Here is a 26,230-nt window from a genome sequence, read left to right as displayed (position 1 = left end):
ACCTAAAGTGTGCTTATGAACCAGGGTTAGACTTCGGCCTTCATTTTATAATATGCTTGTCAGTATGAAGCAAAGGAGGGAAACCGTAAGGATGGAGTCCAAGTCTCTGAGCAATTCAATGAACCCTTCCATGAGTAATAAAGAACTTCAAGAATGGGTAGAGCGCATCTCGCTGGAGAGCTTTGGCGTGCCGTTTCAACATCAAGCCACCTTTAATGCGCGCCTGTCTTCTACAGGCGGTCGATATTTTATGAAAAGTCATCATATTGAAATTAATCCACATCAACTCGCGGCTTATGGACATTCTGAGGTGGAAAAAATTATAAAGCATGAGCTGTGCCATTATCATCTACATCTGCGCGGAATGGGCTACCAGCATCGCGATGCTGATTTCAAAGCATGGCTGGCTCGCGTAGGAGGAAGCAGGCATTGTCAGACCCTACCGGGAAGAGTGGGAAGAAAGCCTCAGCCTTATCGTTACAAGCTAGTGTGTGTTTCCTGTCAACAGGAGTATATGCGTAAGCGTAAAATGAATCCACAGCGATATCGCTGTGGGAAATGTGGAGGTAAACTTCGCTTGTTGGCACTTGACGAGGCCCCCTGATTCATGGTAAATTAACCATACTGTATGATAATCTACAGTAATATTCCCTGATAGCTCAGTTGGTAGAGCACTCGACTGTTAATCGAGTTGTCACAGGTTCGAGTCCTGTTCGGGGAGCCATGGAGAGATACCCAAGTGGCTATAAGGGGACCCTCTGCTAAGGGGTTAGACTGCGTAAGCGGTGCGAGGGTTCGAATCCCTCTCTCTCCGTTGGTATTTCAAACAGAAAAGGACGCTCGTATGCATGGTAACCATGCTTGCGAGCGTCTTTTTCGTCTAGATCTGCTTTTTAAGAATTGTTATATGTAAGACGGACATGTTGCGTACAGCATGAAACAGCGTTAGCCTGAGTTGTACGCAGTACGCAACTAATCCCTTCTATTTTACAGTGTCAGCCTCGACGGTGTTGAGGAGGTTCAACAGAGCATGAGCAACGCCATCTTCCACATTGGTCAGGGTAACTTCGGAGCAGACAGCCTTAATGTCGTCATTTGCATTGCCCATGGCAATACCTCTTCCGGCCATCGTCAGCATGGAAATATCGTTATAGCTGTCACCGATCGCTACGGCTTCCTGCATAGGGATGTTCAGATAATTCGCGAGATAAAGCAATGCATTACCTTTAGACGCATCCTTATGCTCGACTTCAAAGTTGCGATCTGAGGAGATGACCATGTTTAGACCTTGAAAATCTCGGTAACGTTTACGCCCCCGTTCCAATTTGGCATGATCAAAGGAGAAACAGAGCACATTATATATCTCTACATCCAGTGGAATCTGCTCATATGAAGCGATGCGGGTATGCCCGGTCTGTTCATATTGTTTTTCAGCTGCATGTAATAAAGTATCCAGCGAAATATCTGGGTTGGCGCTCAGCAAGCGGTCCATTTCAACAGCAAGTAGCTGATGCCCCTTTTGTGGAGAATAAATAGCCCGGTCTGTCATGACCTCATAGTAGAAGTCGTTACCCTCGAGCCAGCTTAGCACTTCAAATGTTTCGCTCCGGCCCATAGGAGTAGAGGTTAGCTGGCGACGATGCACATCGTGCACAGTGGCGCCGTTTGCCCCGATGACGGGAGTAACCAGCTCTGCTTCCTCTAGCTTTGTCCAGGCATCATAAGCGGCTCTGCCAGTGGCAATCGTCACTTGAACACCTTGCTGCTGTGCCTTGCGGATTGCCTCTGCGTTGGCTTTGCTTATTTTTCCTTCCTCGTTCAATAGCGTTCCATCCATATCAATCGCAAACAGTTTCATTTCTCTCCAGCTCCTGTCTTCTGATATCTCTGTTATACATATTGCGCCTAGTTAGAGCGATTGGCTTCAAGTTTATGAGGGGACAACAACTTCGATATCATGGTGTTGCAAAATTTCCAGCATCGCCGGTTCTGGTAAGCGATCTGTGATCACGATATTAACCTCAGACAAATCAGCAAAACGATACGGGAAATTGATTCCGAATTTCGAATGGTCCGCAAGGATGATCACCTGATCTGCCTGTTTCATCATCTGATGCTTCAGCATACCGTCCTCTTCATGAATCAGGCTTAGTCCGTGAGCTGATATGCCTCCAATCCCGATAAAAGCTTTGTCTACAAAATAGTGAGACAAAGTGGCGATTACGGACGAACCGTATACATATCGGTGTTCTTTTTGGAGGCGGCCCCCCAATAGATGAATGGAGACACCGTCTTTTCCAGATAGTACGTCAGCCTGATTGATTGAATTGGTGATAACCGAACATTCCTGCACATTCAGTCTTTCTGCACACGCCTGTACGGTGGTAGAGGAATCCAATATAATACGATCCCTATCTCGTACCATACTGGCAGCCAATTGTCCGATCACTTGTTTCTCCTCAGATACAGTAAGTAGTCTTTCGTTATAATTTCCAATTGGATCGTGATGCAGTTTAGGGAGAAGGGCACCGCCGCGGGTACGAATAATTTTTTGGTGCTCCTCAAGTTTTACCAGGTCTCGGCGGGCCGTATCCCGTGAAACATTAAAAATTTCGCAAATATCATCCACCGAAATACGCTTGTGAAGCTGTAAGTAATCAACGATTTTTAACATTCGTTCTTCCTGATACATAGAAAGCTCCTCTGATATATAATCATTTCGGTATCTCGTAAGTGATTATAAGTAAATGTAAGTGATATTGCAATCATTTATCGTGATTATTCAGGGTTTAGTTGATAATAAATAAGTTAATGTAAGTAAATATGCATTTTACAATTATATAAAATAGCTTTTTTGAAAAGTTTAAAAATAAGTATTGCCATTTACTATTCTATTTGATATACTCTTTCTTGTCGCCAAGTTGGTGTACATTCATAAGGCCCGTTGGTCAAGGGGTTAAGACACCTCCCTTTCACGGAGGTAACAGGGGTTCGAATCCCCTACGGGTCATTGTTGTCTTTACAGACTACATGTTGCATGCTTAAGGGGAATTCCTGAGGTCTGATCTAATGGCGGACAGCTAGGATGAACAGCATGAGCCATTAGCTCAGTTGGTAGAGCACCTGACTTTTAATCAGGGTGTCGAAGGTTCGAGTCCTTCATGGCTCACCATTTATATTTTGTTATGCGGTCGTGGTGGAATGGCAGACACGCTATCTTGAGGGGGTAGTGAGCGTACGCTCGTGGAGGTTCGAGTCCTCTCGACCGCATCAATGGAATAAACGGAAAAGTCTCTCGCGTTAGAGGCTTTTTTTATTTGTGCATGGATGCAATTAAACAATGATTATGATGAAATAATGATTCCATAGTATAATATAACGCCATAATGTTATAGAATAATAAATATATAAACTTATGAAGTGACGGTGAAAAATATGGACACTCAACTGTTAGGAAATATATCAGAAAATATTTTGGGCTTGTTTCCGATTGTGAAGAAGAAATTTTTCACCTACGGTCCGCTTGATTTTCCGTTGCATTTGTCGCCTAATAACTTTCAGGTACTCTTGCTTCTGCGTGAAGTGCGTTCGTCTACGGTATCCGATTTGTCCAAACAACTAAATGTCTCTCGTCCAAACATGACTCCTCTTCTGGATAAGCTGGTGGAGCATGGGTTGGCTGACCGCCAATCGTGCGACTCGGATCGTAGAGTCGTGAACGTAGCCATTACAGAAGAAGGCGACGCTTTTTGTGAACAGGTGTTTCATACCTTCTCTAATAAAATTCAAGAGAGACTGGTGTATCTGCCGGAAGAAGATTTATTGCACTTAAGCGAAACGTTGAACGAATTGAAGCGGATTTTACTTAAAATCGACAACTCTGCTACGTGATTGGCGTAATCGAACTGACTTAAAGACCGCCCTTTCTTCGGAAAACAGGCGGTTTTTGTTGCATATTGTGGTATAATGAAAATCAACATACATAATTCGGTAATTTTAGCACACGTGATCTTTGAAAAAGGGAACAAGGGACATGATATCGTTATTTGGAGAGCCTGCTAGGGAGGAAGGAACTTCTATGCAATCTATTTACCAACGCATTGAGGAGCTCATTAAGGAACGAGGTATGACGAAAAAGGCGTTTTGCCAGCAGTTGGGCATTAGTACAGGGAACTTTGGAGATTGGAAAAGAGGAAAAACGACACCAGGCACGAATAAACTCATAGAAATCGCTTCTTTTTTTGACGCTAGTCTGGATTGGATTATGCTGGGTCGAGACGTGCAGAGTAAGGTGCTGAAGGAGTCGCAGGACCCTTATTTTTTTGGAGCTTCAGGGCAACTGAATTGCCAGGGGGGATCGCTAAGTGAGGCGGAAAGAGATTTTATACTTGAGTATATTGAATTTACCCGCTTTCGTAAAGAGAAAAACCAGCCCAATTCAACTACTGATTAATGTTTGCTGTGGGGTTTGATAAGGACATTCTAATATGTACAATTGAAAATTAATTAGAAAAAGCTACAGTGTCGGAGGGGAAACGTTGTGGGAGATCAAACTATTTATCAGCGGATTGAAGCTTTAATTAAGGATCGAGGAATGACCAAGAAGGCATTTTGTGAAAAGCTTAAAATTAGCTCAGGGAATCTCGGTGATTGGAGAAGGGGAAAAACAACGCCGGGTACCGCCCATTTGATTCAGATTTCGGACTTTTTTAATGTATCGCTCGACTGGTTGATGAAAGGGATTAAGCCGGGGGAAGGCGTGCTTCAGGAGCAGAAGGCTGCTTATTTTTTTGGGGTGATGGGGCCACTGAATTGCCAGGCTGAAGATCTTGATACAGAAGAACAGAACTTTATTTTAGAATACGTTGAATTTGCGAAGTACCGTAAGCAAAAAAGAGAGAAGGACAAAACAAAACTTGAATAATCTATGGCTAAACGCCTGGGTGATAACCCGTAAAACGAACTGAGGGTTCGGTTTACGGGTTTATTTGGTTTCCTGATAATATGGCGACGCATTGGTTGCTAAAATGTTTGTTCGGTTTAGTGTGGTGTCGCCTCCTTATAATCGTTATCGTCGATATTCAGAATTGCAGCAACTTGTTTTCTGTACCTTTGTGCTTTGCGGGTGCCGTGAATCAGATTGGACAAGCGTGAAGGCGGAATGTTGTGTGTCTCGCAAAATGTTTTCTGATCCAGTCGAAGCTCGACAAGCCTTTGTTTGATGGCCCACCCGAAGGAGGTGACAGGCATTTTGTTGTTCAAGAGAAATCGCCCCTTACGGATTCTTGCGGAATAATTGGTGTGATATAATAATCATCAGTAAACATGTTAGAATTAACCATCTAAAACTATGATACACTTTTATACGTGTTTATTCAATTTTAAATACGTTATTTTATTAAAATAATTACTTAATTAAGTGCAAAAAGTGAAAATAATCCGACTATGGTCTGTTATTGGTGTGAATTTGGGATACATGAATAAAAATACTCTGCCGCTTGAGAAAAGGGCAGAGTATTTTTATTGTGACTGCTAGATTGGTAAACGACGCATCAGAGGGATGCTGGAAGGTGTTTAAATAGGACGGAGGAGGAAAAGGGTCTGGATGCATTCAATTGGCTGCTATGGCTCATATAGGGTGGCTGAGTGATGTAGGAGCTGGTCCGATGGCTGTGGAAAAGATGGCGCTGATATGAGCTTGGCGTAGGTTTGTTAATCTTCTTCCAGGTGGTAAGCAACTCGCTGGTCATATGATCGATAAGAGGATTTTTTTCCTCATAAGGAGGATTGAGCAGTCTAAAGGCATCTTCGATACAGAAGGATACCGCTGTGGCAAAATAGCCGTGAATGGTCTGTTCTATATCGCTTCCGAGGAGGGAGTTAATCCAAGTGTGGACAGTAGCGAGTGTGCCAATTGCATTGTATTGAGTGAGTGTGTCTTCCAGTTGGTCAAATGCAAGCCAAGGATAGAGAGCCTTGGTGAGCTTGAGCAGTCGCTGGCCGGAAAGTCGCGACTCTTTTACATGCTGCGAGGAAGGATGTTGGGTGTGCAGCATTTTATCAATAAGGGCGATCCGCCAACCGTCATTCTGCTGGATGGCTGCATACAGACTTTTAATGGCCATGCCGTCAAGGGTTGTGATTTGAGGATACCAATCGTCTCGCATGTAATGTTTCAGATCCTGTAGACTGTTCAGGTGTCCAGCGCGGAAACGCTCCTCCAATCCGTAGAAACGGGTGAAACCACCAATAGGTAGGGAAGGGTCCAACAATAATGCGTAGTTTAGCAACCGGTTACCTTTATGCAGGACGGTTCGCCTCCTTGAAGTGAATATTTGTGTGATGTTATTTGATTCAAATCTTATTTTTATAATAATAATTCAAATATTTATGTAATATATATTTACACTTCGAACTCAATTATGTCAAATTAAATAATTTTATTGCTTATATATGTTATATAAAGTTACATTGAAAATAATTATAATATTCTTGTTTACAAATTGTTGCTGAGAGAGTATAATAAATCTGTTGCCTCAATACATTATGACATGCGGTCGTGGTGGAATGGCAGACACGCTATCTTGAGGGGGTAGTGGGCGTACGCCCGTGGAGGTTCGAGTCCTCTCGACCGCATTATATGCAATACCCAGTTGAAAAAGCATCCTGACACGTTTTACGTGAAGGGATGCTTTTTTTGTTAAATACTTTTCGTTATATCCTCCCGTCACAGAAGCGGTCGTATGGACAACGGACCGCTCGTTAACTGTAGTGCATAAAGATTGTCAGTTTTTCTGCAAAAGCTTCTTAATATCTCCTACAAGCTTGTCTGGAGTGGTTTGCGGCGCATAACGCTTAAATACGTTACCTTCTCGTGTAATTAAAAATTTAGTAAAATTCCATTTGATCGCTTTGGAGCCTAATACGCCTGGAGCAGTGTGGGTCAGGTAGCGAAATAGAGGATGTGCCTGATCACCGTTAACATTTGTCTTGGCGAACATGGGAAAGGTCACTCCGTAATTGAGTTGGCAAAACTCGGAGATCTCCTCGCTGGAACCCGGCTCTTGTTTGGCGAACTGATTGCTGGGAAATCCCAAAATTTCGAGCCCCTGTTCATGATACTGGTCATATAGCTCTTGTAGCGCCTTGTACTGGGGGGTTAACCCACATTTGCTGGCAGTATTCACGATAAGAAGAACTTTCCCTTCGTATGTGGATAACGGAATTTGTGCCCCTTGTAGGGTCTGTGCATCATATTTATATACGCTCATGATATCCCTCCTAATTAAATATTTTACAATTAAATTGTGAACAATTCAACAAGGGGTTGCAAGTCCAGAAGAGTCTACAGACATTGTGCATTGTAAAATCGTCTTTTGTTCAAAACGGTAAATCGCACTTCAAATGGAGCAAATTGAGGTGTTTCTTCTCATAAAAAAGGCTTCATTCGATAATTATCTAGTACATATAGCGCATTTTCTTTCTTTTTTATAAATAAAGGGCAACCGTACCATACCCTACGCCAATATTGACATGCCTTTCATTTTCAAAAAGGGGTGAAATACAGAGTTTTAGAGAGATACGAGAAGCATAGGTTGGTTGTAAGCGTTATCCTTAATCTTCTATGCTCTAAAGGGTGATTTATAGCCTTGCCGTTGAGCTTTACAGTCTTCCTTGCACGGGTGTATGATTCAAGACGTAATTTCAAATTAACAACAATGAAGCAACAACGAATTGTCTAAAGCGCTGAATTTTGCAGTTGCAAAAGCGGGGGAACCAACGAGTATATACGGCTTTGCAAGCCGTGTGTCTCATGGGGTGAATTTTCCGGCCAAGTGCCGTAAATAGGGCGACTCTCACGTCCGAATCCGACAGCTAACCTCGTAAGCGTACAGGGAGAGGCAACAAACCGCCGTGTGCAGCCATGGTTTATTTTATCATGGAATGTATGAAGCCGGAGGAAGCCTTTTTCCTTCGGCTTCTTTTTGTTGTCTTTTTATACCGGGAGAGGAGCTACTGATGGAAGGTCGGTTAATTATTGTCACTGCACCGAATGAAGCGGGCAGAAGTTTTGTGAAATTGCTTATGTTCAAAAAATTGGCGTTTGCAGTTCTCACAAATAGCACCCAGGAGGAACGACAGCTCAAAAAAATGGGTGTAGAGCACATTGTGCGCATCAATACGATGCAAGCGGGAAAATGGAATTTTCCTAAAAAAGAAATTGGTAGTGTGTATTTGTTCGAAAACAGCTTGAATCTAACTTGCCGTTTCCTGCAAATATGTCGGCCACTAACATCAGAATTGATCTATGTTATTACGCACGGCTGTAATCCACAAGGAATTTATCGGGGATTGGGAGCGGACCATGTGATCTACACATTGAACGGAGAGGTGGGTTTCCTGCTGAACGGATAAGCACTTATAACATAGCTGCTTTGTGATTTTATGATGGAATCGGAAATAAAGATCTGAAAAGCGATACGGAGGGTATGAACATGATGGATTTATACATGCTGCTCGTAATGGCTGTGAGTTATGGAGTGATACTGCTGTTTGTACGCTGGTGTGATGCACAGACCTCAAAAGGAGGGCGAAGAGGATGATCGTTGTGCTAGGACTTACGGCTATTGTGTTCGTGTATTTAATCTATGCACTCCTGAATCCTGAAAAATTCTAGTCAACTATAGGATCGAGCAGGCGGGAACAGCAGATCAAGAATGCAGCATCAGAGATGCAGATTTTCGCAAACGTGTGCACTCAATGGATGGTCTGAATCAGGTCTGTTGTTCCAAATGCAGGAGCATTTTAAGGAGGAATAGAGGATGGAGCTACTGCAAATTGGGATTGTGATCATCATATTGTTGCTCTTGGTAAAGCCGATGGGCACCTATATGTATCACGTATTCTCGAATGAACCGAATCGGACGGATCGGATTTTTGGTGGAACGGAAAAGCTGATTTATAAGGCTGTAGGCTTGAAGAAACAGGACAGCATGCATTGGACGACGTACGCTATGAGTTTCATTGCAACCAATGTGGTGCTTGTGGGGATCAGCTACCTGCTATTGCGCTTGCAGGCTATACTCCCGGGCAATCCGGTTGGGAACAGTAATATGGAAGCATCATTGGCCTTTAATACGGTAATCAGCTTTATGACCAATACGAATCTCCAACATTATAGCGGAGAAAGCGGGCTTACGTATCTGACACAGATGGCGTTCGTCACGATGATGATGTTTACTTCGGCTGCTTCGGGGTTTTCGGTTGCTGCGGCTTTTATGAGGGGATTGACGCGGCGCGGTGAAGGGCTGGGTAATTTTTTTCAAGATTTTATTAAAGCCAACATACGGATTTTCCTGCCGCTTGCCTTTGTACTTACGCTGGTGCTGGTGGGATTAAAAGTACCACAGACGCTACAACCCACGGCGGATATTACGACTTTAAGTGGTACACAGCAGCAGATTGCTATGGGACCCATTGCCTCATTGGAATCCATCAAGCATTTGGGCACGAACGGGGGCGGTTTTGCGGGAGCTAATTCTGCGCATCCTTTTGAAAATCCAAATCCTTGGACGAACGTACTGGAAATTTTGGCAATGTGGGTAATGCCGGCTTCGCTGCCGTATACATTTGGATTGTTTGCCCGTAATCGCAAGCAGGGCTGGATTATTTTCAGCTCGATGATGGTCTTGTTCCTTATTTTTCTAACCATAACGTATGTGTCGGAGAAAACAGGTAATCCGTTAATTCAGGCACTGGGTATGGATGCATCTCAGGGAAGCATGGAAGGGAAAGAGGTTCGTTTCGGCATTGGACAATCGGCATTATTCACTGCGGTCACAACGGCGGCAACGACAGGTTCGGTCAATAATATGCATGATACATTGACCCCGCTAGGTGGTATGGCTGCTTTGGGAGAAATGATGCTAAACGTCATTTTTGGCGGCAAGGGCGTCGGGCTGATGAATATGCTGATGTATGCGATTCTGGGAGTGTTTATATGCGGACTGATGGTCGGAAGAACCCCGGAATTTATGGGTAGGAAAATTGAAGGCAAGGAAATGAAGCTGATTGCGATTGCCATTTTGGTACATCCGTTTCTTATTCTTGCTCCAACTGCGCTTGCATTTATGAGTCATTGGGGATACGATGCGGTCTCTAACCCCGGATATCACGGGTTGACTCAGGTGATCTATGAATATGCATCATCTGCGGCAAATAACGGCTCGGGATTTGAAGGTCTTTCGGATAACAACGTGTTTTGGAACGTTACGACAGGAGCGGTTATGTTCTTTGGACGATATGTATCCATGATTGCATTGCTGGCTGTGGCGGCTTCGTTGAATGCCAAAGCGCCGACCCCGGTGACAATGGGTACACTGCGCACGGACAACAAGCTGTTTGGAGCCATCCTAATCGGAGTGGTCCTGTTGATTGGTGCGTTAACCTTTTTGCCGGTGATCGTACTGGGTCCTGTAGCTGAATTTTTGACCATGTGATGAAGAATGAGCATAGAAGGAAAATGAGAATGGATGAACGGGGTGCTTGATCATGAAGGAACAACGCAAACGCATGCTGGATAGAAGCATCTTGAAGCAGGCGGTCAAGGATAGCTTTATCAAATTAAATCCGATGATCATGATGAAAAATCCTGTCATGTTCGTCGTGGAGATCGGTACATTGGTCGTACTGCTCATGCTACTGCTTCCCGGTTATTTTGGAACCGGCAAGGAAATGGGCTTTAACTTGGCTGTATTTATTATTTTGTTGTTCACGCTGCTTTTTGCTAACTTTGCTGAAGCGCTCGCGGAGGGACGGGGGAAAGCACAAGCTGCTTCCTTGAAAAAATCCAAGCAGGACTCACAAGCTAATAAGCTCGTCGGGAATGAGATTCAGGTGGTCAGCTCAACAGCATTGCGTAAAGGTGACGTGGTAATCGTCTCTCAGGGCGAAATGATTCCAAGCGATGGTGAGGTTATTGAAGGCCTGGCCTCAGTGGATGAATCTGCAATTACGGGAGAATCAGCTCCGGTCATTAAGGAATCGGGCGGTGATTTTTGCTCGGTAACCGGCGGGACGCGGGTAGTCAGTGACCGCATTAAGGTGCGGATTACGACTGAGCCGGGTGAAACGTTTATTGATAAAATGATTTCGCTCGTGGAAGGTGCACAGCGGCAAAAAACGCCAAATGAAATTGCGCTGAATACATTGCTGATTAGCTTAACGATTATTTTTCTCATTGTGGTGGTGACACTGGCCCCGATAGCCCGTCATTTTAAGATTGATTTGCCTGTCCCCGTGCTGATTTCGTTGCTGGTCTGTCTGATTCCGACCACGATTGGCGGGCTTTTGTCGGCCATTGGAATTGCTGGTATGGACCGAGTTACCCAGTTTAACGTGCTGGCCATGTCAGGCAAGGCGGTAGAAGCATCCGGGGACATCAATACGATGATTCTAGATAAAACGGGTACCATCACCTTCGGTAACCGGATGGCGAGTGAATTCGTGGTTGTAGATGGTATAGAAAAGGCAGAGCTAGCGAAATGGGCGGCGATGAGTTCACTAAAGGATGAGACGCCTGAGGGACGCTCGGTACTGGAATTGATGCGTAAGCAGGAATACACGCTGGATGAATCCTTGGCAGCAGGTGGAACTTTTATCGAGTTCAAAGCAGAAACCCGGATGAGCGGTCTGGATCTCGCTGATGGACGAAGAGTACGCAAAGGCGCCGTGGACTCTGTCCGGCAGTGGGTTGTATCGCAAAAAGGCAGTGTTCCGACCGATTTGGAGGAAAAAGCGAATCAGGTAGCCGCAGAAGGGGGGACACCGCTGGCAGTGGCGCTGGATGATCGGATATACGGCATTATTTATTTGAAGGATACGGTGAAGCCGGGCATGAAGGAGCGTTTTGATCAGCTCCGGGAAATGGGCATCCGCACGATTATGTGTACAGGTGATAATCCGCTGACAGCAGCTACCATTGCACGGGAAGCGGGAGTGGACGACTTTGTAGCTGAGAGCAAGCCGGAGGACAAAATCGCGGTTATCCGCCGTGAGCAGGAACAGGGTAAGCTGGTGGCTATGACCGGAGATGGTACCAATGATGCGCCTGCGCTGGCGCAGGCAGATGTCGGTCTAGCCATGAATAGCGGCACAGTCGCGGCCAAGGAAGCTGCTAATATGGTGGACCTGGATTCTGATCCGTCCAAAATTATTGAGGTGGTCGCCATCGGTAAGCAGCTGCTTATGACACGTGGGGCATTGACAACGTTCAGTATTGCGAACGATGTGGCTAAATATTTTGCCATTATCCCGGCGATGTTCATGCTGGCTATTCCGCAAATGGGTGCATTGAACGTCATGAGGCTGGGCTCCCCGTTATCGGCTATTTTATCGGCGCTTATTTTTAATGCAGTCATTATTCCACTTCTGATTCCGCTGGCAATGAAGGGTGTAAAGTATAAGCCAATGAGCTCGGATCGGCTATTGGGACGGAATTTACTGATTTATGGTCTGGGCGGTATGGTGGTACCGTTTGTCGGGATTAAGGCCATTGATTTGCTGGTACATTTGTGGATTTAGTGCAGAAAGGGTGAGCGACATGAGTGGTTTTTATCGGATGTTGTCTGGACGCAGATTTGCTGCACATGAGAAAGCCGGATCTGGTGGACAAGGCCAGAATATGCATACAGGGACGGAGGCAGTATCGGAAAAACAACCAGAGAGACAAGAGATGCGAGGAAGCGCGGTTATTGGAGTGGCTGTGCGAACTTCTGTGCTAATGATCCTATTGTGCGGATTGGCATACCCGCTGGTCAGCACAGGAGTGGCGCAAGTCCTGTTTCCGCAGCAAGCAAACGGGAGTATGCTTCGTGACACGGAGGGGCGGGTAAGCGGCTCTGAGCTGATTGGGCAGTCCTTTACCAATCCAGCGTTTTTCCAAGGCCGGGTATCAAGTATCGATTATAATGGAGCTGGTTCAGGCTCAAGTAACTACGCACCCTCGAACCCGGCATTGGTGAAGCGGATCAAGGATTCTATTGCGGATTGGCAGAAGCATAACCCGGATGTACCCATCAGTCAGGTTCCAGTGGACCTGATTACGAACTCCGGCTCTGGTCTGGACCCGCACATCTCGCCACAGGCGGCACAGGCTCAAATTCCGCGTATTAGTGGCTTGACGGGGATGGGGCAGAACCAGCTGAAGGCGCTGGTGCAGGAGCAGACAGAAGGCCGCAGCGCCGGAGTGTTCGGCGAGCCGCGTGTGAACGTGCTCAAGCTGAATCTCGCGCTTGAAGCGCTAATGAAGGTAAAGCCAGTTAAGTCATAGATGGATGAAAAAGGTATCCCTGAGCGATAAGCTTGGAGGATACCTTTTTCTATGGATTAGGATGCTCTGGGATGGATAGCTGCAAAGGAAGTATTTTATTTCTTATAGGTGATATGAATTTGTTGTTCACTTATTTACTTAGCTTTACATTGTTTGATGAATTTTTGGTTTTCCTTAAGGCTGAAGCGAGTACCAACATGTATATTAATACAATCATACCAATGACTAAGTAAGATAATTTAATATTCATTAAATCGGTGAGAGTACTGCTCAAAATAGGGCCGATCATTAGACCAATCGAGTATGCCGTGTTATAGAGAGCAAAAGTAATTCCATAAGAATGAATGCCACTTCGTTGAGAAATATCAGCAAGTTGAGGTAAGCAGGGAGCAAGAACCATACCCATGCTAACTCCTAAAACAGCTAAAATAACAGCTTGAAGTGATAATATTGCTGGAAGTGCAGTTAGAGGAAGAGCAATGGATACCAAAAGTAGACCGAGGAGAATTCCATTTTTATAGCCGATCTTGCTGGAGAATTGACCTATAAAGGGTGTTGCCAGGCCATAAGCAAGTGTGGGAATAGCAAATAACAATCCGATAACTCCTGGATTAGCGCTAAAATTGTGCTGCAGGTGTAACGGTAATGTTGGCTCAAGTACGCTTGGGACAGATGCCCCGATAATTACAACCCCGATAACCAAAAGCAAATCTTTATTTTTCATGAACGAAAAAGGAGATACGTACTTTTCATTTTTCTCTTCCGGAATATCGTGCAGGAGTACTAATCGAAGTATAGCATCAACGACAGCCAATGCGATGGCAAAGTAAAAAGGGAGTTGGTAACTCCCCCATTGATACAACCAACCGCCAATTGTCGGTCCGAGAAGGGTTCCAGCGGCTTGCCCAGATAACGCCAAGCCCATGGCTTTGCCGCGTTCTTCAGATGGGTATAGCTCAGCCAGCAGAGCGAGCCCTGCTGTCCAGGTCATTGCGGCTGCGACCCCTTGAAGAGCACGTGCCAGTACAAGCAGCCAGAAGGTGTGGGCTATGGCGAACATTAAAGTGGAAGCTATGAGTCCAATTAACCCCCATAACAGAGGAGTCTTTCTCCCAATTCGATCCGTTAACAGACCAAAAATAGGAGTAGCTATAAATAGTGCAATTGCATAACTACTGAACAAAAATCCGATTTCGGTTTGAGTGGCTCCGAGAGAATCTGCGTATCTTGGCAAAATGGGTACGACTAATCCATAGATTAACATGTCAATGAATACAGCTAATCCCACAACGATTAGAGCAGCCTTTTGCTTATTGTGTACCCCTTTACTCATTTTCATTACTACATCCTCCTTATGAATTTCTTCTGATTTCCTCTTTAATTTGCTTAACAAATTTTAATTGAAGCTCGCATTGATCATAAATATTTTTGAAAATTAGCATGACGTTTACAGGGATATCCATAAGTTCAGCTTTTTGCTCTTGCCCTAGTTTCATTTCTTTATAGATTTTTTCAATGGCTTGATGCTGAAAACTTAAAGCTTCTTCTATTTCATGGAGGCCAGCCTCATCCATAAAAGTCAAAGCTGTGTACAGGGCTGTTGGAAATACAACAGAAGTTTCTTTAAATGATTCGATTAAAAGCCGACTAAACTCGCTTTTCCCAGCCTCCGTAATAGCATATATAGCTTTAGACCGATTCCCTGTCTGTTCCAATGTTTCTAAACGCACAATACCTTCTGAGTCCAGTTTTTTTAAGGCGTGATATATGGAAGCTGGTTGCACATAAGCCCATTTATCCGTTTGTGCTGATTGCATTTTCTGTTGTATTTCATATCCAGACATTGCTCCGTATTGTAGCAAGAGCCCAAGAACCATTACACGTGTCGTACTCAAGATGATATCTCCTCCATAACTTTATTGCTAAATGTTTTATACTAAATATTTAGTAAAGGATTATAGTCGGATTATCTCATTACAATCCAATGATGTATAGGTTTACAAAAACAGAGAACCGTAAATATACGAAAGAAACGATAGACCTTATGTTAGAAAAATATTCACACTTGCAAAGGGAAGGAGAACTTTTTCATCTCCATGTTGGCGAGAAGATTCAAAGATACGATGCTTATTTGGATAATTTAATGAATTCTGGGAATCCGAATGTGGGAGCATTCGACAATTGTGGAGTATTCTCTTTGTAATGGATACGGGGATCATGAATAAAAAGAGGTATTCCATGGCTATTTTGGACTCCAGGAATACCTCTTTTTTTATTGGTTACTTGCAAACAGTCTGTCAACCTGTAATTGTCTGAATAATGAGGACTACATTCAAGATAATGATGACAGCAGTCACGATCCAGGTTATTACTTTTTGCCACATTTTATTTGCAAATTCACCCATAATCTTTTTGTCACTGGTAAAGAGCAGTAATGGAATGATGGCAAAAGGGAGCTGGATGGATAAAATAACCTGACTTAGCACAAGTAGCTCTTCTGCACCTTTTTCACCTGCAATCGCAGTGACGATGACTGCCGGAATAATTGCAATAAGGCGGGTCACCAAACGACGCAACCAAGGTGAGAGACGAAGGTTCAAGAAGCCCTCCATCACGATTTGTCCGGCTAAAGTACCTGTCACGGTCGAGTTTTGACCTGAGGCGAGTAATGCCACTCCAAACAGTATGCTCGCAAGTGTGGTTCCCAGTAATGGCGAAAGCAGATAATAGGCATCACTAATCTCTGCTACATCTGTTCTTCCTGCTGTATGGAACACGGCAGCTGCTACGATCAAGATGGCTGCATTAATGAATAGAGCGAACATGAGCGCTATACTGGAATCCCAAGTTGCAAATGTAATAGCTTCCCGTTTACCTGCTGATGTCTGCTCATATTTGCGAGTTTGTACAATAGAAGAATGCAGATACAGGTTATGTGGCATTACAGTAGCTCCCATAATACCGATGGCAATATACAGCATGCTTGGATTCGTCAATATTTGTGAGTCCGGTACAAAGCCACCCAATACGCCGCCCCATTCCGGTTGTGCCAAAATGAGATTAATGCCAAAACAGCCGGCAATCGTGGCCATTAATACAATGACGAGTGTTTCCAATGCCCGGAAACCTTTATTTTGCAGCAGCAAAATGAGCATAACATCAAATGCGGTAATGATGACTCCGTATAGCAACGGGAGACCGAACAGCAGCTTCAGTGCAATGGCTGAACCGATGACCTCGGCCAAATCCATGGCTGCAATGGCAATTTCGCATAAAAGCCATAAGCCGATCGCGACAGGACGACTGTAAGCATCACGGCACATTTGAGCCAAATCTTTACCTGTAGCAATACCGAGCTTGCCAGATAAGGCTTGCAGCAGAATGGCCATCAGGTTGGAGATAAGAATGACACTAAGCAGTGTGTAGCCGAATTTTGATCCCCCAGCGATGTCTGTAGCCCAGTTGCCAGGGTCCATATAGCCGACAGCGACCATATAGCCTGGTCCAGCAAAGGCAAGAAACTTCCGAAACCAGGTGCCATCCTTCGGGACGCTCAAAGAACGATTCACTTCCGATAGTGAAGCGATTTCCGCGAAGTTGCCCTTTGAATTTTTCATACGCTTCACCTTCTTTGTTCATATTGAAATATATTATTAATGACATAGCGATTGCGTTATCCCTATTGTACACCCACAATAGTTTTTGTCTAGTGCAACTTTTATGTGGATAAGCAAATTTATCGTATTTTTGAAGCAATTGGCCATCCTAATTAAAACTAAACAATGGAAAAAACCAAGCTATATTGCTCTCAAGGGGCAGCTTGGTCGTTTTGAATTTTCTAAGTGTAGGCGGCTCATCAAGTTAGGGGCTTATAACATATAGTGTAAACATAAAAGAAGTGGAACTAAACGGTAAATAAAAGGGTTATTATCCCTTTTGAAATGATTCATTTTGCGTGGCTCGTTTAAAGTACATACGAGAAGGAAATCATGTATTAACATGATGAGGATTCCTGCGGAATGCAAATAAGATGGAGAAGGAGAGATGAAATCATGGAAGCGTTATACACAGCATCAGCAACGGTACATGGTGGAAGAGATGGTTCAGTGGCTTCTTCAGACGGGGTATTGAAGCATAAGCTGAGCACACCGAAGGAACTGGGTGGCGCAGGTGGAGATGCTACGAATCCGGAGCAATTGTTTGCGGCAGGCTATGGCGCATGCTATGAGAGTGCGTTGGCGAATGTGGCCCGCAAAGCCAAGGTAAAGGTGGACAATGTAGAGGTCACCAGCCACGTATCGATCGGTAAGGACCCAAGCGACGGCGGCTTCCAGTTGGCAGTGCGTCTGGATGTAAAGATACCGGGGATTGAGCGTTCTCAGGCGGAAGATTTGGCACGCCAAGCACATGATTTTTGTCCGTACTCCAAAGCCACTCGCGGTAATATTGATGTTGAACTCAACGTCATTTGACCGCATTTTTTAAAGATTTCACACACGGCCGCCGATGGATCGGCGGCTTTTGCACCTAAATCTTGATCCGCTGATATGTGCAACCATTTGACATCACCGCCAAAATTCATTAAGATGTCTTAGGTGATTCTGGTCAACAGGTACGAAACAAATTTGAAAAATACGGGTGATATGATGTCTTACAGACCGAATATTGTTAATTTCACGCTGGCTGGTAGCAACGAAAAGGAAGGGCTTTATGAGTTTAAAATGAGTTTGGCCGATGGAACGGAGTGCCGCGTTTTTTCTCAACGTAATCCGGAGTGGACTTTGACGAATATTAGTCGACTGCTAACGACACCTTGCCCGGTATGCCATAAGGATTTTATCTGCAAGTGTATGGATCAGTTCCATGAAGAGTTTTTAGAGCAAATTAATGCTAAACAGCTGTTTGAGAAAGCATTGAGCTAGTTTTTCGAACAGGTAAGGATTATACAGTTCTAGACAAGCGTCGGATATTTTCGACGTTTTTTTGTTTATAATTGAATCGTTGCGTTTTCATGCCGTTGATTTCTCTGTGGAGGTGAAGTACGTTGATGAACCAGTCTAGTCATATCCATATCGAACATTCCATTGTATTGGTGGATGGGGTATGCCACTTTTGTCAGGGAGCAACCCGCTTCATTATCAAACGTGATCCTAAGGGAATATTCCATTTTGGTTCCCTGCAATCCGAGGCAGGACAAGAACTTTTACGTGCAGGTGGACTGTCTACAGATCAACTGGATACATTCGTGCTGATTGAAGACGGTACGTATTATACAAAGTCAACCGCAGCTTTACGGATTGCCAAACGCCTTCGTTTTCCATATCCGCTGGCTTATGTATTCATCTTGATTCCCCGCTTTGTGCGCAACGCAGTCTATAACTGGGTAGCTCGTAACCGATATCGTTGGTTTGGCAAGGATGAAGAGGATCAATGTCAGATCCCCCCACCAGAAATTAGGCAACGATTTTTTTAGTTGCTTTTTTTGTGTTTATTTTTGCGGCGATCATTACGAATCAGTAATATTACAGCTACTGAGATCAGTAGAAGACCCGTAACCGATACATACACGATATGGCGTACATTGGGTACGTTGACCGACAATTTTAGCTCGTTAGACTCTAATGGAGCAATGTCCCAATAGAGTGTCTTTCCGTCATCCGACACACGGTCCGCATTACTGGAAGCAGGCTGGATGGGTAGGGAAAGGCTAAAGTTAAGATCCAGTTGCCGCTCTAGTAATTTACGTGCGAACACATTCATTTGTTCTAATTTATCACTCAGGCCACGAGCTTCTTCAGGAAGCATCCGAGGTAGATCGAGCTTAAGCGTAAGATCCATATTGGTTGTGAAAAAATGCTGGCTCACTGCGCGATTTATTTCTAATCCCTCAGGCAGATTTAAACCCTGATCGGGATTTTTTTGGTTTGTACTCCAATCCCCTTGATAATGCCCCTTTATTTGATAACCCTTTCTCCCCTGCTCCGATAACGGCTGTACGTCTACATTGTTGCTTTGTATACGTTGAATTAATCGATCGAGCAGCCCCGGATTGTCCAACATCATCAGTGTCTGGTTGTTTACGCTGAACGTTGCATCCATATCTACACTTTGATCCAGATGAACATCTACATGAATGTCACCCCGAGCACAGGAAGTTAGGGTAAGCAGACAACATACCAGCATAAAAATGAGCATTATTTTTCGTAACTGTATTTGCCGACGTTTGTTCCGATAAGGGCTGTATCCTGTTGGGTCCATGACCTGCACCTTCTTTGTATGGTTTCTTTGGTATAACGACTGGATATCTTCTATATATTACACATTCGGAGAGCCAAAATCGAACGATATAAAAGAATAGTTAAGATTTATATCTCAAAAATGTTTCCTTAGGTAAAAACTTTAGTGTATACTCTAAAATATAGCGTAGTTAAAAAATAATTGTCTCAAGGAAATAGTTTGTCCCAAAACAAATATTAAGAGGAGGATTTTAAAACATGAACAAGCAGTTTAAGAAGGCTTTGCCGCAATGGGTAGCGACGGTTGGAGTGTTGTCTCTGGTTCTGGTTCTAGCGACGGCATGTACAGATGCCAAGAAGACAGAGCAGGGAGCTGCGAAGGAGGCTGGGCAAAAAATAAAGGCTACAACTACCATCGGTATGATCTCTGACATTGTCGGGAAGGTCGGCGGTGCTCATGTGGAGGTCACGGGAATTATGAAGTCAGGTGTTGACCCACATTTGTACAAGGCGTCTCAGGGAGATATGCGCAAACTGGATGAAGCCGACATCATTTTTTATAACGGGTTGCATCTGGAAGGAAAAATGCAGGACATTCTGGAGAAAATCAGCAAGCAAAAGCCCGTTATTCCCGTGTCCAAAAACATTGCTCAAAATCTATTGCGTGCAGCTAGCCCAGAAATGGGGTCTGAGTATGATCCGCATATTTGGTTTGATGTACAAAACTGGATGTCTGCGGTAGAAACGGTCAGAGATGAATTGTCGGAACTGGATGCTGCTCATGCGGAGGATTACAAGGCCAATGCCGAAGCTTATCTCGCTGAGCTACGAGAACTGGACGATTACACGAGAGAGCAGATTGCCAGTATACCGAAGGCTCAGCGCGTACTTGTCACAGCACATGATGCCTTTGGCTATTTCGGAGACGCTTACCAAATTCAAGTAAGAGGCCTTCAAGGTATGAGTACCGAGTCAGAGGCAGGCTCACAAGATGTGACCAAGCTGAGAGATTATCTGGTGGAGCATAAAATTAAAGCCATATTTGTAGAATCAAGTGTGCCGAGAAAGGCCATCGATGCCGTTATCCAGGGTGCAGCTCAGCAAGGTCATACCATAAAGGTTGGCGGCGAGCTGTATTCGGATGCTATGGGTGAAGAGGGTACAGAAGATGGAACATATATTGGAATGGTCAAGCATAACGTGAATACGATCGTTAGAGCTCTTAAATAAGGAGGCGTAGACACATGGGACATTCACCACTTGTTGTTCGTGATTTATCGGTAGCATATCAAAAAAAGCCCGTTTTGTTCGATGTTTCCTTTGAGGTGCCGGAAGGCAAGCTGATTGGTATTATTGGTCCCAACGGAGCTGGCAAATCTACACTGATCAAGGCCGTGCTTGGGCTAATTCCAAAGCTCAGGGGTGAGGTGCTGGTCTACGGCAAGCCCTATAAGCAACAGCTACTCAAGGTTGGATATGTACCGCAGCGGGAGTCGGTGGATTGGGATTTTCCCACGAATGCCCTGGATGTGGTTATGATGGGACGGTACGGCAGACTAGGCTGGTTTAAGCGTCCGGGAGCAGCAGATCGTCAGGCTGCGATGGAGAGTTTGGACAAGGTTGGAATGAGCAAATTTGCAGACCGGCAGATTAGCCAATTGTCAGGCGGGCAGCAGCAACGTGTTTTTTTGGCGAGAGCACTTGCGCAGGACGCTCAGCTTTATTTTATGGATGAACCGTTTGTCGGTGTGGACGCTGCAACAGAAAAAGCTATTATTTCATTACTTAACGATCTAAAACAGCAGGGGAAAACCGTGCTTGTCGTCCATCATGATTTATCTACAGTTACGGATTATTTTGACCAGATTATGCTGTTGAACGGGCATCTGATGGCGTTTGGAGAGACCGCAGATATTTTTACCGAGGGAAATCTGCAACGTACGTATGGTGGACGTCTGAGTATACTCAAAACAGGCTCGGAATCCGGCACGATACTCGGAGTGAGGTGAGCAGTATGACAAGCTTGGTGGCGCTTTTGGCAGACCCGAACATGCAGTGGATTCTGCTAGGCTGCATTTTACTCGGTTTAAGCAGCGGGGTGATTGGCAGTTTCATGTATTTGCGTAAGCAATCGCTTATGGGAGATGCTTTGGCCCATGCGGCTTTGCCGGGGGTATGTGTGGCATTTATGATCACAGGCACAAAATCCATGTTTGGATTTATGATTGGGGCAGCCATTGCAGGGGTTGTTGCTACCTTTGCCATCAGTGCGTTAACCCGGTATTCGCGAATTAAAAGCGATTCGGCGATTGCAGCGGTGCTGTCCGTGTTTTTTGGCTTCGGCATTATGTTGTTGACCGAAATTCAGCATAGTGGTGCAGGCAACCAAAGTGGGTTGGATAAATTTTTATTTGGCCAGGCTGCGGCAATGGTGTTGTCTGATGTCTATACGATGGCGGTAATTTCGGTGGTGCTCATCGGAATATGTATATTATTTTTCAAGGAATTTAAGCTGCTTAGCTTTGATCCCGGCTTTGCCCGTGGACTTGGTTTTCCGGCAGGTTTACTGGATAAGTTATTGATGCTGTTGATTGTTATTGCGGTGGTGGCTGGTATTCAAGCTGTGGGCGTCATTATGATGGCTGCTCTGCTAATTACCCCGGCCGTGTCGGCAAGATACTGGACAGAGAAGCTGGGTGTTATGGTATGCCTCTCAGGCTTGTTTGGTGCTATAGCGGGTCTGGGTGGGACCGTTATTAGCTCTCTGGGACAAAACCTGCCTACAGGACCATTGTGCGTGTTGTGTGCGACTGTGGTATTTGGTGTAAGTCTGATCTTTGCACCACAGCGCGGAATGATTTCCAAGGCTATCGTTCGGTTGAACGCCAGAAAAAGTCTGGAGCAGGGAGTCGGAGCACAGCCAAGGGAGGAGCGTGCCCTATGAGTTCATTTTATGTGATTCTGACGGGAATGTTAGTGGCAGGGGGATGTAGTATCGTTGGATGCTTTCTCGTGCTTCGGAAAATGGCTATGATTGGTGATGCAATCAGTCATGCGGTACTGCCTGGTATTGTCATTGCCTTTCTAATCAGTGGATCGAGGGATTCGGTGTGGATGATGTTTGGTGCAGCCGTGCTGGGGCTTCTAACCGTGTATCTGATTCAGCTATTCCAACAAAGCGGTCTGCAAAGTGATGCTGCCATTGGCGTGGTGTTTACGACATTGTTTGCTATCGGTGTACTGCTGATCAGCGTGTTTGCTTCCAATGCCCATCTGGATATGGACCACGTTTTGTATGGGGAAATTGCTTATGTCCCGTGGAATACGATAGAGATTGCTGGCTTCGATATAGGTCCGAGGGCTGTGTGGATTACGGGCGCGATGTTTTTGATCAATCTGCTCGTGGTAGGGGGCTTTTTCAAGCAATTTAAAGTCACTTCCTTTGATCCTGCATTGGCAGCTTCATTAGGCATTCCGGTTGTTTTTTTTCATTATCTGCTAATGAGTCTCGTATCGTTAACAACAGTGGCGTCATTTGAGAGCGTGGGTGCAATTCTAGTGGTTGGCATGCTCGTTGTACCGCCGCTTACCGCTTATTTGCTGACGGAGAAGCTGTCCCGTATGATTGCATACAGCGTCGGAGTTGGAGCCATTAGTTCGATCGTAGGCTTTTATACAGCAACTGTATTGGATGCTTCTATTGCGGCTTGTATGCTGTGTGTGTCGGGTGTGTTGCTGCTTTTGGCTTTTCTATTTTCCCCGTCTCATGGTGTAGTATGGCGAAAGTTATTTCAACAGCGAGGAATCGTTGGCGAAAATAGCAAGTGAGTCTCGTAGGAAGTGATCCTATATGAATTACTCAAAATAGCGTGCAGACGGGCATAAAGTGCCTGAATGCACGCTTTTTTACGCTTATGCTAAATTGTGCTGCTTTTTTTGAAGCAAGCTTGTTGGGCCATCTTGAATTAACCGGGACACGGGAGTACATTCTTTACAACCACACAAAAGGGTTCGGAACGAGCTGTTACGCTGCGGGGAGGAACGAAATTGGAGAGCTTCAAACGTAAATCACCAGAGGAAATACTGGATTCCATTAACAAACTGCATCGAGGCAGACTCAAAATATACATTGGTGCGGTCAGTGGCTCGGGCAAAACGTATCATATGCTGCAGGAGGGACAATCGCTGCAGCATGAAGGGATTGATGTTGTAATTTGTGCGGTATCGACTCTGCAGCGGCGTGAGACCGTGGAACAGGTCGGTTCCCTAGAGCGAGTACCCAGTATTCATTGGATGAAGGATGGCGAGGAGCAAAAGGATCTGAATGTGGAAGCTTTGGTGGCACGAAATCCTGAGGTGGTGCTGGTGGATCATTTGGCACATCATAACCGAAAAGACGCCTCATTTCCAACAAGGTTGGAGGATATACGGTATTTGCTGGAGATGGGAATTAGCGTCATTACGACGGTCAATGTTTATGAACTCGAAGGGATCACGGAGTGGGTATATCAGCTGACAGGCTTTGAAGCGGAGTATACGGTTCCGGTTGATACATTGGAGATAGCGGATGAAATTCGTTTAATTGATGCCACCCCGGAGATGATTCTGGAACGGCTGGCGAAAGGTTACATGCATACGCCCAATCCTGAGATGTTTCACCGGGGAAATCTGGGTAAATTGCGTGAGCTCGCTCTGCGATTGGTGGCAGAGGATGTGAATGATTCGCTGGAACGTCACCGGGAGGAGCTAGGCTTACACGGGGCGTCAGGAGCAGCAGAGCGTATTTTGGTGCCTGTCCAGTATCATTGGAATGGGTCCATTTATGTACGCAGGGGGGAACAGGTGGCCAAGCGGTTGGGTGGAGATATGCTGGTGGTCTCCTTTGTCAGCTCGAAAAGCAAGTTGTCCAAGGAATCAGCAGCCTTCAAGCGCTCCATTGAGCAGTTGGCTGACAAGATCGGATCGACATTTGAAGAAATCCCGCTCCTTTCCCGTAGAAGGCTACCACGTCAACTTATCCATTATGCGGTCACTCACAATGTTACCCGAATTGTTATGGGTCATTCTCGTCAGACTCCATGGCAGGAACTGGTTAGAGGATCACTGGTGAACGGAATTTTAAAACGAATGAAAAATATGGACCTGCTGTTGATTGCGGACCGAGCCGAGCAGGAGGGTGAACGGATTTTGCCAACGATGAGACAGGAAGAAGGAGATACTGACCCGTATCATCGTTTGAGTGTTGAGGAAGTACAGGCTGAGGAAGCCAAAATCCTGAGGGGCAAGCTCAAAGTATACATTGGCGCTGCTCCGGGGGTCGGCAAAACATACACCATGCTGAGAGAGGGAAATGATCTGCTGGAAAGCGGGATTGATGTGGTGATCGGATTGCTGGAAACGCACGGAAGAGCAGAAACACTAGCCCAGGTAGGCTCTCTGGAGATGATACCCCGCCAGTCCATCGAGCGTCATGGTGCACATTTGGAAGAGATGGACACTGAAGCCATTCTCAGGCGTAATCCTGAGGTAGTGCTAATTGACGAGCTGGCACATACCAATGTTCCGGGAAGTCTGAAATCTAAACGTTATGAGGATGTACTGGCCATTTTGGAGCAAGGTATTTCTGTTATATCCACAATGAATGTGCAGCACCTGGAGAGCTTGAATGACGCCGTAGAACAAATTACTGGCATTCGGGTGAGAGAGACTGTCCCCGACCATATGATGCGTCTGGCCGATGAAGTACAGCTTGTGGATGTGGCTCCCAAATCGTTACAGCAGCGTATGCGTGAAGGCAAAATTTACGATCGTGCGAAGGTGGAGCAGGCACTTAGCCACTTTTTTAAGCTGGGTAATCTAATTGCGCTGCGTGAACTTGCTTTGCGGGAATTGGCAGATGATGTAGATGAGCGGCTGGAATCCTGGGATCGGCATGAGTCACTTCGGGGACCGTGGCGCAGGGAGGAAGTGATTTTTGTAGGCGTGACGCTAAGCGAAAATGCTGAAAGGTTGATTCGCCGCGGTTTTCGGATCGCCTTTCGCCTAAAGGCTGTATGGATTGTGACTTATGTTCATGTTGGTGAGCGTATACCGGAGAGGTTACTCCCTCGTCTGGAACAACTAAAGTTGCTGACCCACCGACTGGGGGGAACCTTTGAAATTCGGCTTGTTTCCAGCCGACGCGAGATTGCCGACATTTTGATTGCTCCAGTGGAAGGATATTCAGGCACGCAGCTCATTGTGGGGCAGTCTTCCCGAAGTAGCTGTTGGGGGAAGAGTGCGGTCGTGCCGAGGATTCTCCGTCAAGCACGTCATATGGATGTTCTTATCGTGGCGGATTATGATCCGGATATTAAGCTGGAGACAGATTATTAAAATGCCCAATCCATTCATAAATAGTCATATGCTGGTTACCGGTTGTTCACTGCTTCCATAGTATATTCTATCTCAAAGAAATGGAGGCGAGTTTGAATGTATAAACATCGTAAACATGATTGTCATTTTCCAAAGCCAAAAAAACGTGTTTTTAAGAAAATCATTAAGGTGACTGTCATTAAGTTTAAACCAAAATTTAAACGTGATCACTGGAAACATGAAGACTTTGATAAGAAATGTCATTGCCGGAAACGTCGTCATCATCGTCATCATCGCCATCATGACTGTC

General features: G+C 45.2%; 26 protein-coding genes, 6 tRNA genes and 1 riboswitch. Of the genes, 23 read left to right on the top strand and 9 right to left on the bottom strand.

The annotated features are described in order from the left end of the window. Positions 1-91 precede the first annotated feature (91 nt). The 3 genes from ACXHJ1_RS00285 to ACXHJ1_RS00275 all read left to right on the top strand — a co-directional run bounded on the left by ACXHJ1_RS00285 (position 92) and on the right by ACXHJ1_RS00275 (position 814). A complete protein-coding gene (locus tag ACXHJ1_RS00285; RefSeq protein ID WP_340864420.1) occupies positions 92-604 on the top strand; it encodes a SprT family protein in 513 nt (170 codons plus the stop codon). A gap of 44 nt (positions 605-648) precedes the next feature. After that, a tRNA-Asn gene (locus ACXHJ1_RS00280) sits at positions 649-724 on the top strand. Between the two features lies 1 nt (position 725). Further along, positions 726-814, top strand: a tRNA-Ser gene (locus ACXHJ1_RS00275). Between the two features lie 168 nt (positions 815-982). Here ACXHJ1_RS00275 and ACXHJ1_RS00270 read toward each other — a convergent pair. Both ACXHJ1_RS00270 and ACXHJ1_RS00265 read right to left on the bottom strand, forming a co-directional pair. Continuing rightward, entirely contained in the window at positions 983-1,858 is an 876-nt protein-coding gene (locus ACXHJ1_RS00270; protein ID WP_031463111.1) for a Cof-type HAD-IIB family hydrolase, read from the bottom strand. Positions 1,859-1,930: 72 nt separating this feature from the next. Continuing rightward, on the bottom strand, positions 1,931-2,692 hold the full coding sequence (locus ACXHJ1_RS00265) for a DeoR/GlpR family DNA-binding transcription regulator (RefSeq protein ID WP_017426528.1): 762 nt from the start codon (positions 2,690-2,692) through the stop codon (positions 1,931-1,933). A gap of 246 nt (positions 2,693-2,938) precedes the next feature. On the opposite strand from ACXHJ1_RS00265, the gene ACXHJ1_RS00260 reads away from it, so the two are divergent. From ACXHJ1_RS00260 to ACXHJ1_RS00235, 6 genes are all read left to right on the top strand, one after another. Beyond that, positions 2,939-3,010 (top strand) — tRNA-Glu (locus tag ACXHJ1_RS00260). An 86-nt stretch (positions 3,011-3,096) separates the two neighbouring features. Continuing rightward, positions 3,097-3,172, top strand: a tRNA-Lys gene (locus tag ACXHJ1_RS00255). 15 nt (positions 3,173-3,187) lie between these two features. Next, a tRNA-Leu gene (locus ACXHJ1_RS00250) sits at positions 3,188-3,270 on the top strand. Between the two features lie 165 nt (positions 3,271-3,435). Beyond that, positions 3,436-3,891, top strand: a complete 456-nt coding sequence (locus ACXHJ1_RS00245) for a MarR family winged helix-turn-helix transcriptional regulator (protein ID WP_017426529.1) — start codon at positions 3,436-3,438, stop codon at positions 3,889-3,891. A 187-nt stretch (positions 3,892-4,078) separates the two neighbouring features. Then, positions 4,079-4,453, top strand: coding sequence for a helix-turn-helix domain-containing protein (locus ACXHJ1_RS00240; RefSeq protein WP_016818372.1), 375 nt, complete (start codon positions 4,079-4,081; stop codon positions 4,451-4,453). An 87-nt stretch (positions 4,454-4,540) separates the two neighbouring features. Next, complete coding sequence (locus tag ACXHJ1_RS00235) at positions 4,541-4,924, top strand: helix-turn-helix domain-containing protein (RefSeq protein WP_107733995.1); 384 nt, start codon at positions 4,541-4,543, stop codon at positions 4,922-4,924. Positions 4,925-5,040: 116 nt separating this feature from the next. On the opposite strand, the gene ACXHJ1_RS00230 is transcribed toward ACXHJ1_RS00235, so the two are convergent. Then, complete coding sequence (locus tag ACXHJ1_RS00230) at positions 5,041-5,262, bottom strand: Rha family transcriptional regulator (protein ID WP_013369935.1); 222 nt, start codon at positions 5,260-5,262, stop codon at positions 5,041-5,043. 290 nt (positions 5,263-5,552) lie between these two features. After that, positions 5,553-6,290, bottom strand: coding sequence for an urease accessory protein UreF (locus ACXHJ1_RS00225; RefSeq protein ID WP_031463112.1), 738 nt, complete (start codon positions 6,288-6,290; stop codon positions 5,553-5,555). A gap of 263 nt (positions 6,291-6,553) precedes the next feature. On the opposite strand from ACXHJ1_RS00225, the gene ACXHJ1_RS00220 reads away from it, so the two are divergent. Further along, a tRNA-Leu gene (locus ACXHJ1_RS00220) sits at positions 6,554-6,636 on the top strand. Between the two features lie 149 nt (positions 6,637-6,785). Here ACXHJ1_RS00220 and ACXHJ1_RS00215 read toward each other — a convergent pair. Beyond that, a complete protein-coding gene (locus ACXHJ1_RS00215) occupies positions 6,786-7,271 on the bottom strand; it encodes a glutathione peroxidase (protein WP_019686563.1) in 486 nt (161 codons plus the stop codon). A gap of 463 nt (positions 7,272-7,734) precedes the next feature. Beyond that, a riboswitch (cyclic di-AMP (ydaO/yuaA leader) is annotated at positions 7,735-7,906 on the top strand. A gap of 113 nt (positions 7,907-8,019) precedes the next feature. On the opposite strand from ACXHJ1_RS00215, the gene ACXHJ1_RS00210 reads away from it, so the two are divergent. The 5 genes from ACXHJ1_RS00210 to kdpC all read left to right on the top strand — a co-directional run bounded on the left by ACXHJ1_RS00210 (position 8,020) and on the right by kdpC (position 13,330). After that, complete coding sequence (locus tag ACXHJ1_RS00210) at positions 8,020-8,415, top strand: hypothetical protein (RefSeq protein WP_016820703.1); 396 nt, start codon at positions 8,020-8,022, stop codon at positions 8,413-8,415. 184 nt (positions 8,416-8,599) lie between these two features. Continuing rightward, the gene (gene kdpF, locus ACXHJ1_RS00205) at positions 8,600-8,677 is read left to right on the top strand and encodes a K(+)-transporting ATPase subunit F (RefSeq protein WP_080561203.1); all 78 of its coding nucleotides are present in this window, start codon (positions 8,600-8,602) and stop codon (positions 8,675-8,677) included. 145 nt (positions 8,678-8,822) lie between these two features. Further along, positions 8,823-10,499, top strand: coding sequence for a potassium-transporting ATPase subunit KdpA (gene kdpA, locus ACXHJ1_RS00200; RefSeq protein WP_107733993.1), 1,677 nt, complete (start codon positions 8,823-8,825; stop codon positions 10,497-10,499). A gap of 52 nt (positions 10,500-10,551) precedes the next feature. Then, complete coding sequence (gene kdpB, locus ACXHJ1_RS00195; RefSeq protein ID WP_017426533.1) at positions 10,552-12,582, top strand: potassium-transporting ATPase subunit KdpB; 2,031 nt, start codon at positions 10,552-10,554, stop codon at positions 12,580-12,582. 19 nt (positions 12,583-12,601) lie between these two features. After that, a complete protein-coding gene (gene kdpC, locus ACXHJ1_RS00190) occupies positions 12,602-13,330 on the top strand; it encodes a potassium-transporting ATPase subunit KdpC (protein WP_457905385.1) in 729 nt (242 codons plus the stop codon). 130 nt (positions 13,331-13,460) lie between these two features. Here the strand turns inward: kdpC and ACXHJ1_RS00185 are convergent, their stop codons facing one another. The 3 genes from ACXHJ1_RS00185 to ACXHJ1_RS00175 form a co-directional block, all read right to left on the bottom strand. Next, positions 13,461-14,669, bottom strand: a complete 1,209-nt coding sequence (locus tag ACXHJ1_RS00185; RefSeq protein WP_107733990.1) for an MFS transporter — start codon at positions 14,667-14,669, stop codon at positions 13,461-13,463. A 13-nt stretch (positions 14,670-14,682) separates the two neighbouring features. Beyond that, the gene (locus ACXHJ1_RS00180; protein ID WP_016820697.1) at positions 14,683-15,225 is read right to left on the bottom strand and encodes a PadR family transcriptional regulator; all 543 of its coding nucleotides are present in this window, start codon (positions 15,223-15,225) and stop codon (positions 14,683-14,685) included. Positions 15,226-15,627: 402 nt separating this feature from the next. Next, complete coding sequence (locus ACXHJ1_RS00175) at positions 15,628-16,947, bottom strand: Nramp family divalent metal transporter (RefSeq protein WP_019686568.1); 1,320 nt, start codon at positions 16,945-16,947, stop codon at positions 15,628-15,630. Positions 16,948-17,382: 435 nt separating this feature from the next. On the opposite strand from ACXHJ1_RS00175, the gene ACXHJ1_RS00170 reads away from it, so the two are divergent. The 3 genes from ACXHJ1_RS00170 (at position 17,383) to ACXHJ1_RS00160 (ending at position 18,803) form a co-directional block, all read left to right on the top strand. Then, a complete protein-coding gene (locus ACXHJ1_RS00170) occupies positions 17,383-17,802 on the top strand; it encodes an organic hydroperoxide resistance protein (RefSeq protein ID WP_013369947.1) in 420 nt (139 codons plus the stop codon). A gap of 123 nt (positions 17,803-17,925) precedes the next feature. After that, positions 17,926-18,252 (top strand): hypothetical protein, encoded by a 327-nt coding sequence (locus ACXHJ1_RS00165; RefSeq protein WP_044785801.1) that lies wholly within the window; start codon positions 17,926-17,928, stop codon positions 18,250-18,252. A gap of 125 nt (positions 18,253-18,377) precedes the next feature. After that, entirely contained in the window at positions 18,378-18,803 is a 426-nt protein-coding gene (locus ACXHJ1_RS00160; RefSeq protein WP_031463118.1) for a thiol-disulfide oxidoreductase DCC family protein, read from the top strand. Here ACXHJ1_RS00160 and ACXHJ1_RS00155 read toward each other — a convergent pair. After that, on the bottom strand, positions 18,800-19,588 hold the full coding sequence (locus ACXHJ1_RS00155; protein WP_457905384.1) for a DUF3153 domain-containing protein: 789 nt from the start codon (positions 19,586-19,588) through the stop codon (positions 18,800-18,802). The genes ACXHJ1_RS00160 and ACXHJ1_RS00155 overlap by 4 nt on opposite strands. A 236-nt stretch (positions 19,589-19,824) precedes the next feature. Between ACXHJ1_RS00155 and ACXHJ1_RS00150 the strand changes: the two genes are divergently transcribed. The 5 genes from ACXHJ1_RS00150 to ACXHJ1_RS00130 all read left to right on the top strand — a co-directional run bounded on the left by ACXHJ1_RS00150 (position 19,825) and on the right by ACXHJ1_RS00130 (position 25,941). Further along, positions 19,825-20,796, top strand: a complete 972-nt coding sequence (locus ACXHJ1_RS00150) for a metal ABC transporter solute-binding protein, Zn/Mn family (RefSeq protein WP_044785804.1) — start codon at positions 19,825-19,827, stop codon at positions 20,794-20,796. Positions 20,797-20,810: 14 nt separating this feature from the next. Then, positions 20,811-21,575 (top strand): metal ABC transporter ATP-binding protein, encoded by a 765-nt coding sequence (locus ACXHJ1_RS00145; protein WP_107733988.1) that lies wholly within the window; start codon positions 20,811-20,813, stop codon positions 21,573-21,575. 5 nt (positions 21,576-21,580) lie between these two features. Then, a complete protein-coding gene (locus tag ACXHJ1_RS00140; RefSeq protein ID WP_457905383.1) occupies positions 21,581-22,510 on the top strand; it encodes a metal ABC transporter permease in 930 nt (309 codons plus the stop codon). Continuing rightward, complete coding sequence (locus tag ACXHJ1_RS00135; RefSeq protein WP_016820689.1) at positions 22,507-23,394, top strand: metal ABC transporter permease; 888 nt, start codon at positions 22,507-22,509, stop codon at positions 23,392-23,394. Before ACXHJ1_RS00140 ends, ACXHJ1_RS00135 begins: the two co-directional genes overlap by 4 nt. A gap of 219 nt (positions 23,395-23,613) precedes the next feature. Then, entirely contained in the window at positions 23,614-25,941 is a 2,328-nt protein-coding gene (locus ACXHJ1_RS00130; protein WP_457905382.1) for a histidine kinase, read from the top strand. The last annotated feature ends 289 nt before the right edge of the window (positions 25,942-26,230 follow it).

This window comes from Paenibacillus sp. ALE2 (assembly GCF_054113385.1).
The sequence above is the reverse complement of the archived record's forward strand: the minus strand, read 5'-3'. Positions and strand labels throughout refer to the sequence as shown.

Bases quoted from the DNA above. Each gene is read 5' to 3' on its own strand.
- ACXHJ1_RS00140 (WP_457905383.1), top strand. From the start codon at position 21,581: ATGACAAGCTTGGTGGCGCTTTTGGCAGACCCGAACATGCAGTGGATT.
- kdpC (WP_457905385.1), top strand. From the start codon at position 12,602: ATGAGTGGTTTTTATCGGATGTTGTCTGGACGCAGATTTGCTGCACAT.
- kdpF (WP_080561203.1), top strand. From the start codon at position 8,600: ATGATCGTTGTGCTAGGACTTACGGCTATTGTGTTCGTGTATTTAATC.
- ACXHJ1_RS00135 (WP_016820689.1), top strand. From the start codon at position 22,507: ATGAGTTCATTTTATGTGATTCTGACGGGAATGTTAGTGGCAGGGGGA.
- ACXHJ1_RS00245 (WP_017426529.1), top strand. From the start codon at position 3,436: ATGGACACTCAACTGTTAGGAAATATATCAGAAAATATTTTGGGCTTG.
- kdpA (WP_107733993.1), top strand. From the start codon at position 8,823: ATGGAGCTACTGCAAATTGGGATTGTGATCATCATATTGTTGCTCTTG.
- ACXHJ1_RS00270 (WP_031463111.1), bottom strand. From the start codon at position 1,858: ATGAAACTGTTTGCGATTGATATGGATGGAACGCTATTGAACGAGGAA.
- kdpB (WP_017426533.1), top strand. From the start codon at position 10,552: ATGAAGGAACAACGCAAACGCATGCTGGATAGAAGCATCTTGAAGCAG.
- ACXHJ1_RS00185 (WP_107733990.1), bottom strand. From the start codon at position 14,669: ATGAAAATGAGTAAAGGGGTACACAATAAGCAAAAGGCTGCTCTAATC.
- ACXHJ1_RS00150 (WP_044785804.1), top strand. From the start codon at position 19,825: ATGAACAAGCAGTTTAAGAAGGCTTTGCCGCAATGGGTAGCGACGGTT.
- ACXHJ1_RS00240 (WP_016818372.1), top strand. From the start codon at position 4,079: ATGCAATCTATTTACCAACGCATTGAGGAGCTCATTAAGGAACGAGGT.
- ACXHJ1_RS00215 (WP_019686563.1), bottom strand. From the start codon at position 7,271: ATGAGCGTATATAAATATGATGCACAGACCCTACAAGGGGCACAAATT.
- ACXHJ1_RS00155 (WP_457905384.1), bottom strand. From the start codon at position 19,588: ATGGACCCAACAGGATACAGCCCTTATCGGAACAAACGTCGGCAAATA.
- ACXHJ1_RS00170 (WP_013369947.1), top strand. From the start codon at position 17,383: ATGGAAGCGTTATACACAGCATCAGCAACGGTACATGGTGGAAGAGAT.
- ACXHJ1_RS00175 (WP_019686568.1), bottom strand. From the start codon at position 16,947: ATGAAAAATTCAAAGGGCAACTTCGCGGAAATCGCTTCACTATCGGAA.
- ACXHJ1_RS00145 (WP_107733988.1), top strand. From the start codon at position 20,811: ATGGGACATTCACCACTTGTTGTTCGTGATTTATCGGTAGCATATCAA.
- ACXHJ1_RS00265 (WP_017426528.1), bottom strand. From the start codon at position 2,692: ATGTATCAGGAAGAACGAATGTTAAAAATCGTTGATTACTTACAGCTT.
- ACXHJ1_RS00210 (WP_016820703.1), top strand. From the start codon at position 8,020: ATGGAAGGTCGGTTAATTATTGTCACTGCACCGAATGAAGCGGGCAGA.
- ACXHJ1_RS00285 (WP_340864420.1), top strand. From the start codon at position 92: ATGGAGTCCAAGTCTCTGAGCAATTCAATGAACCCTTCCATGAGTAAT.
- ACXHJ1_RS00160 (WP_031463118.1), top strand. From the start codon at position 18,378: ATGAACCAGTCTAGTCATATCCATATCGAACATTCCATTGTATTGGTG.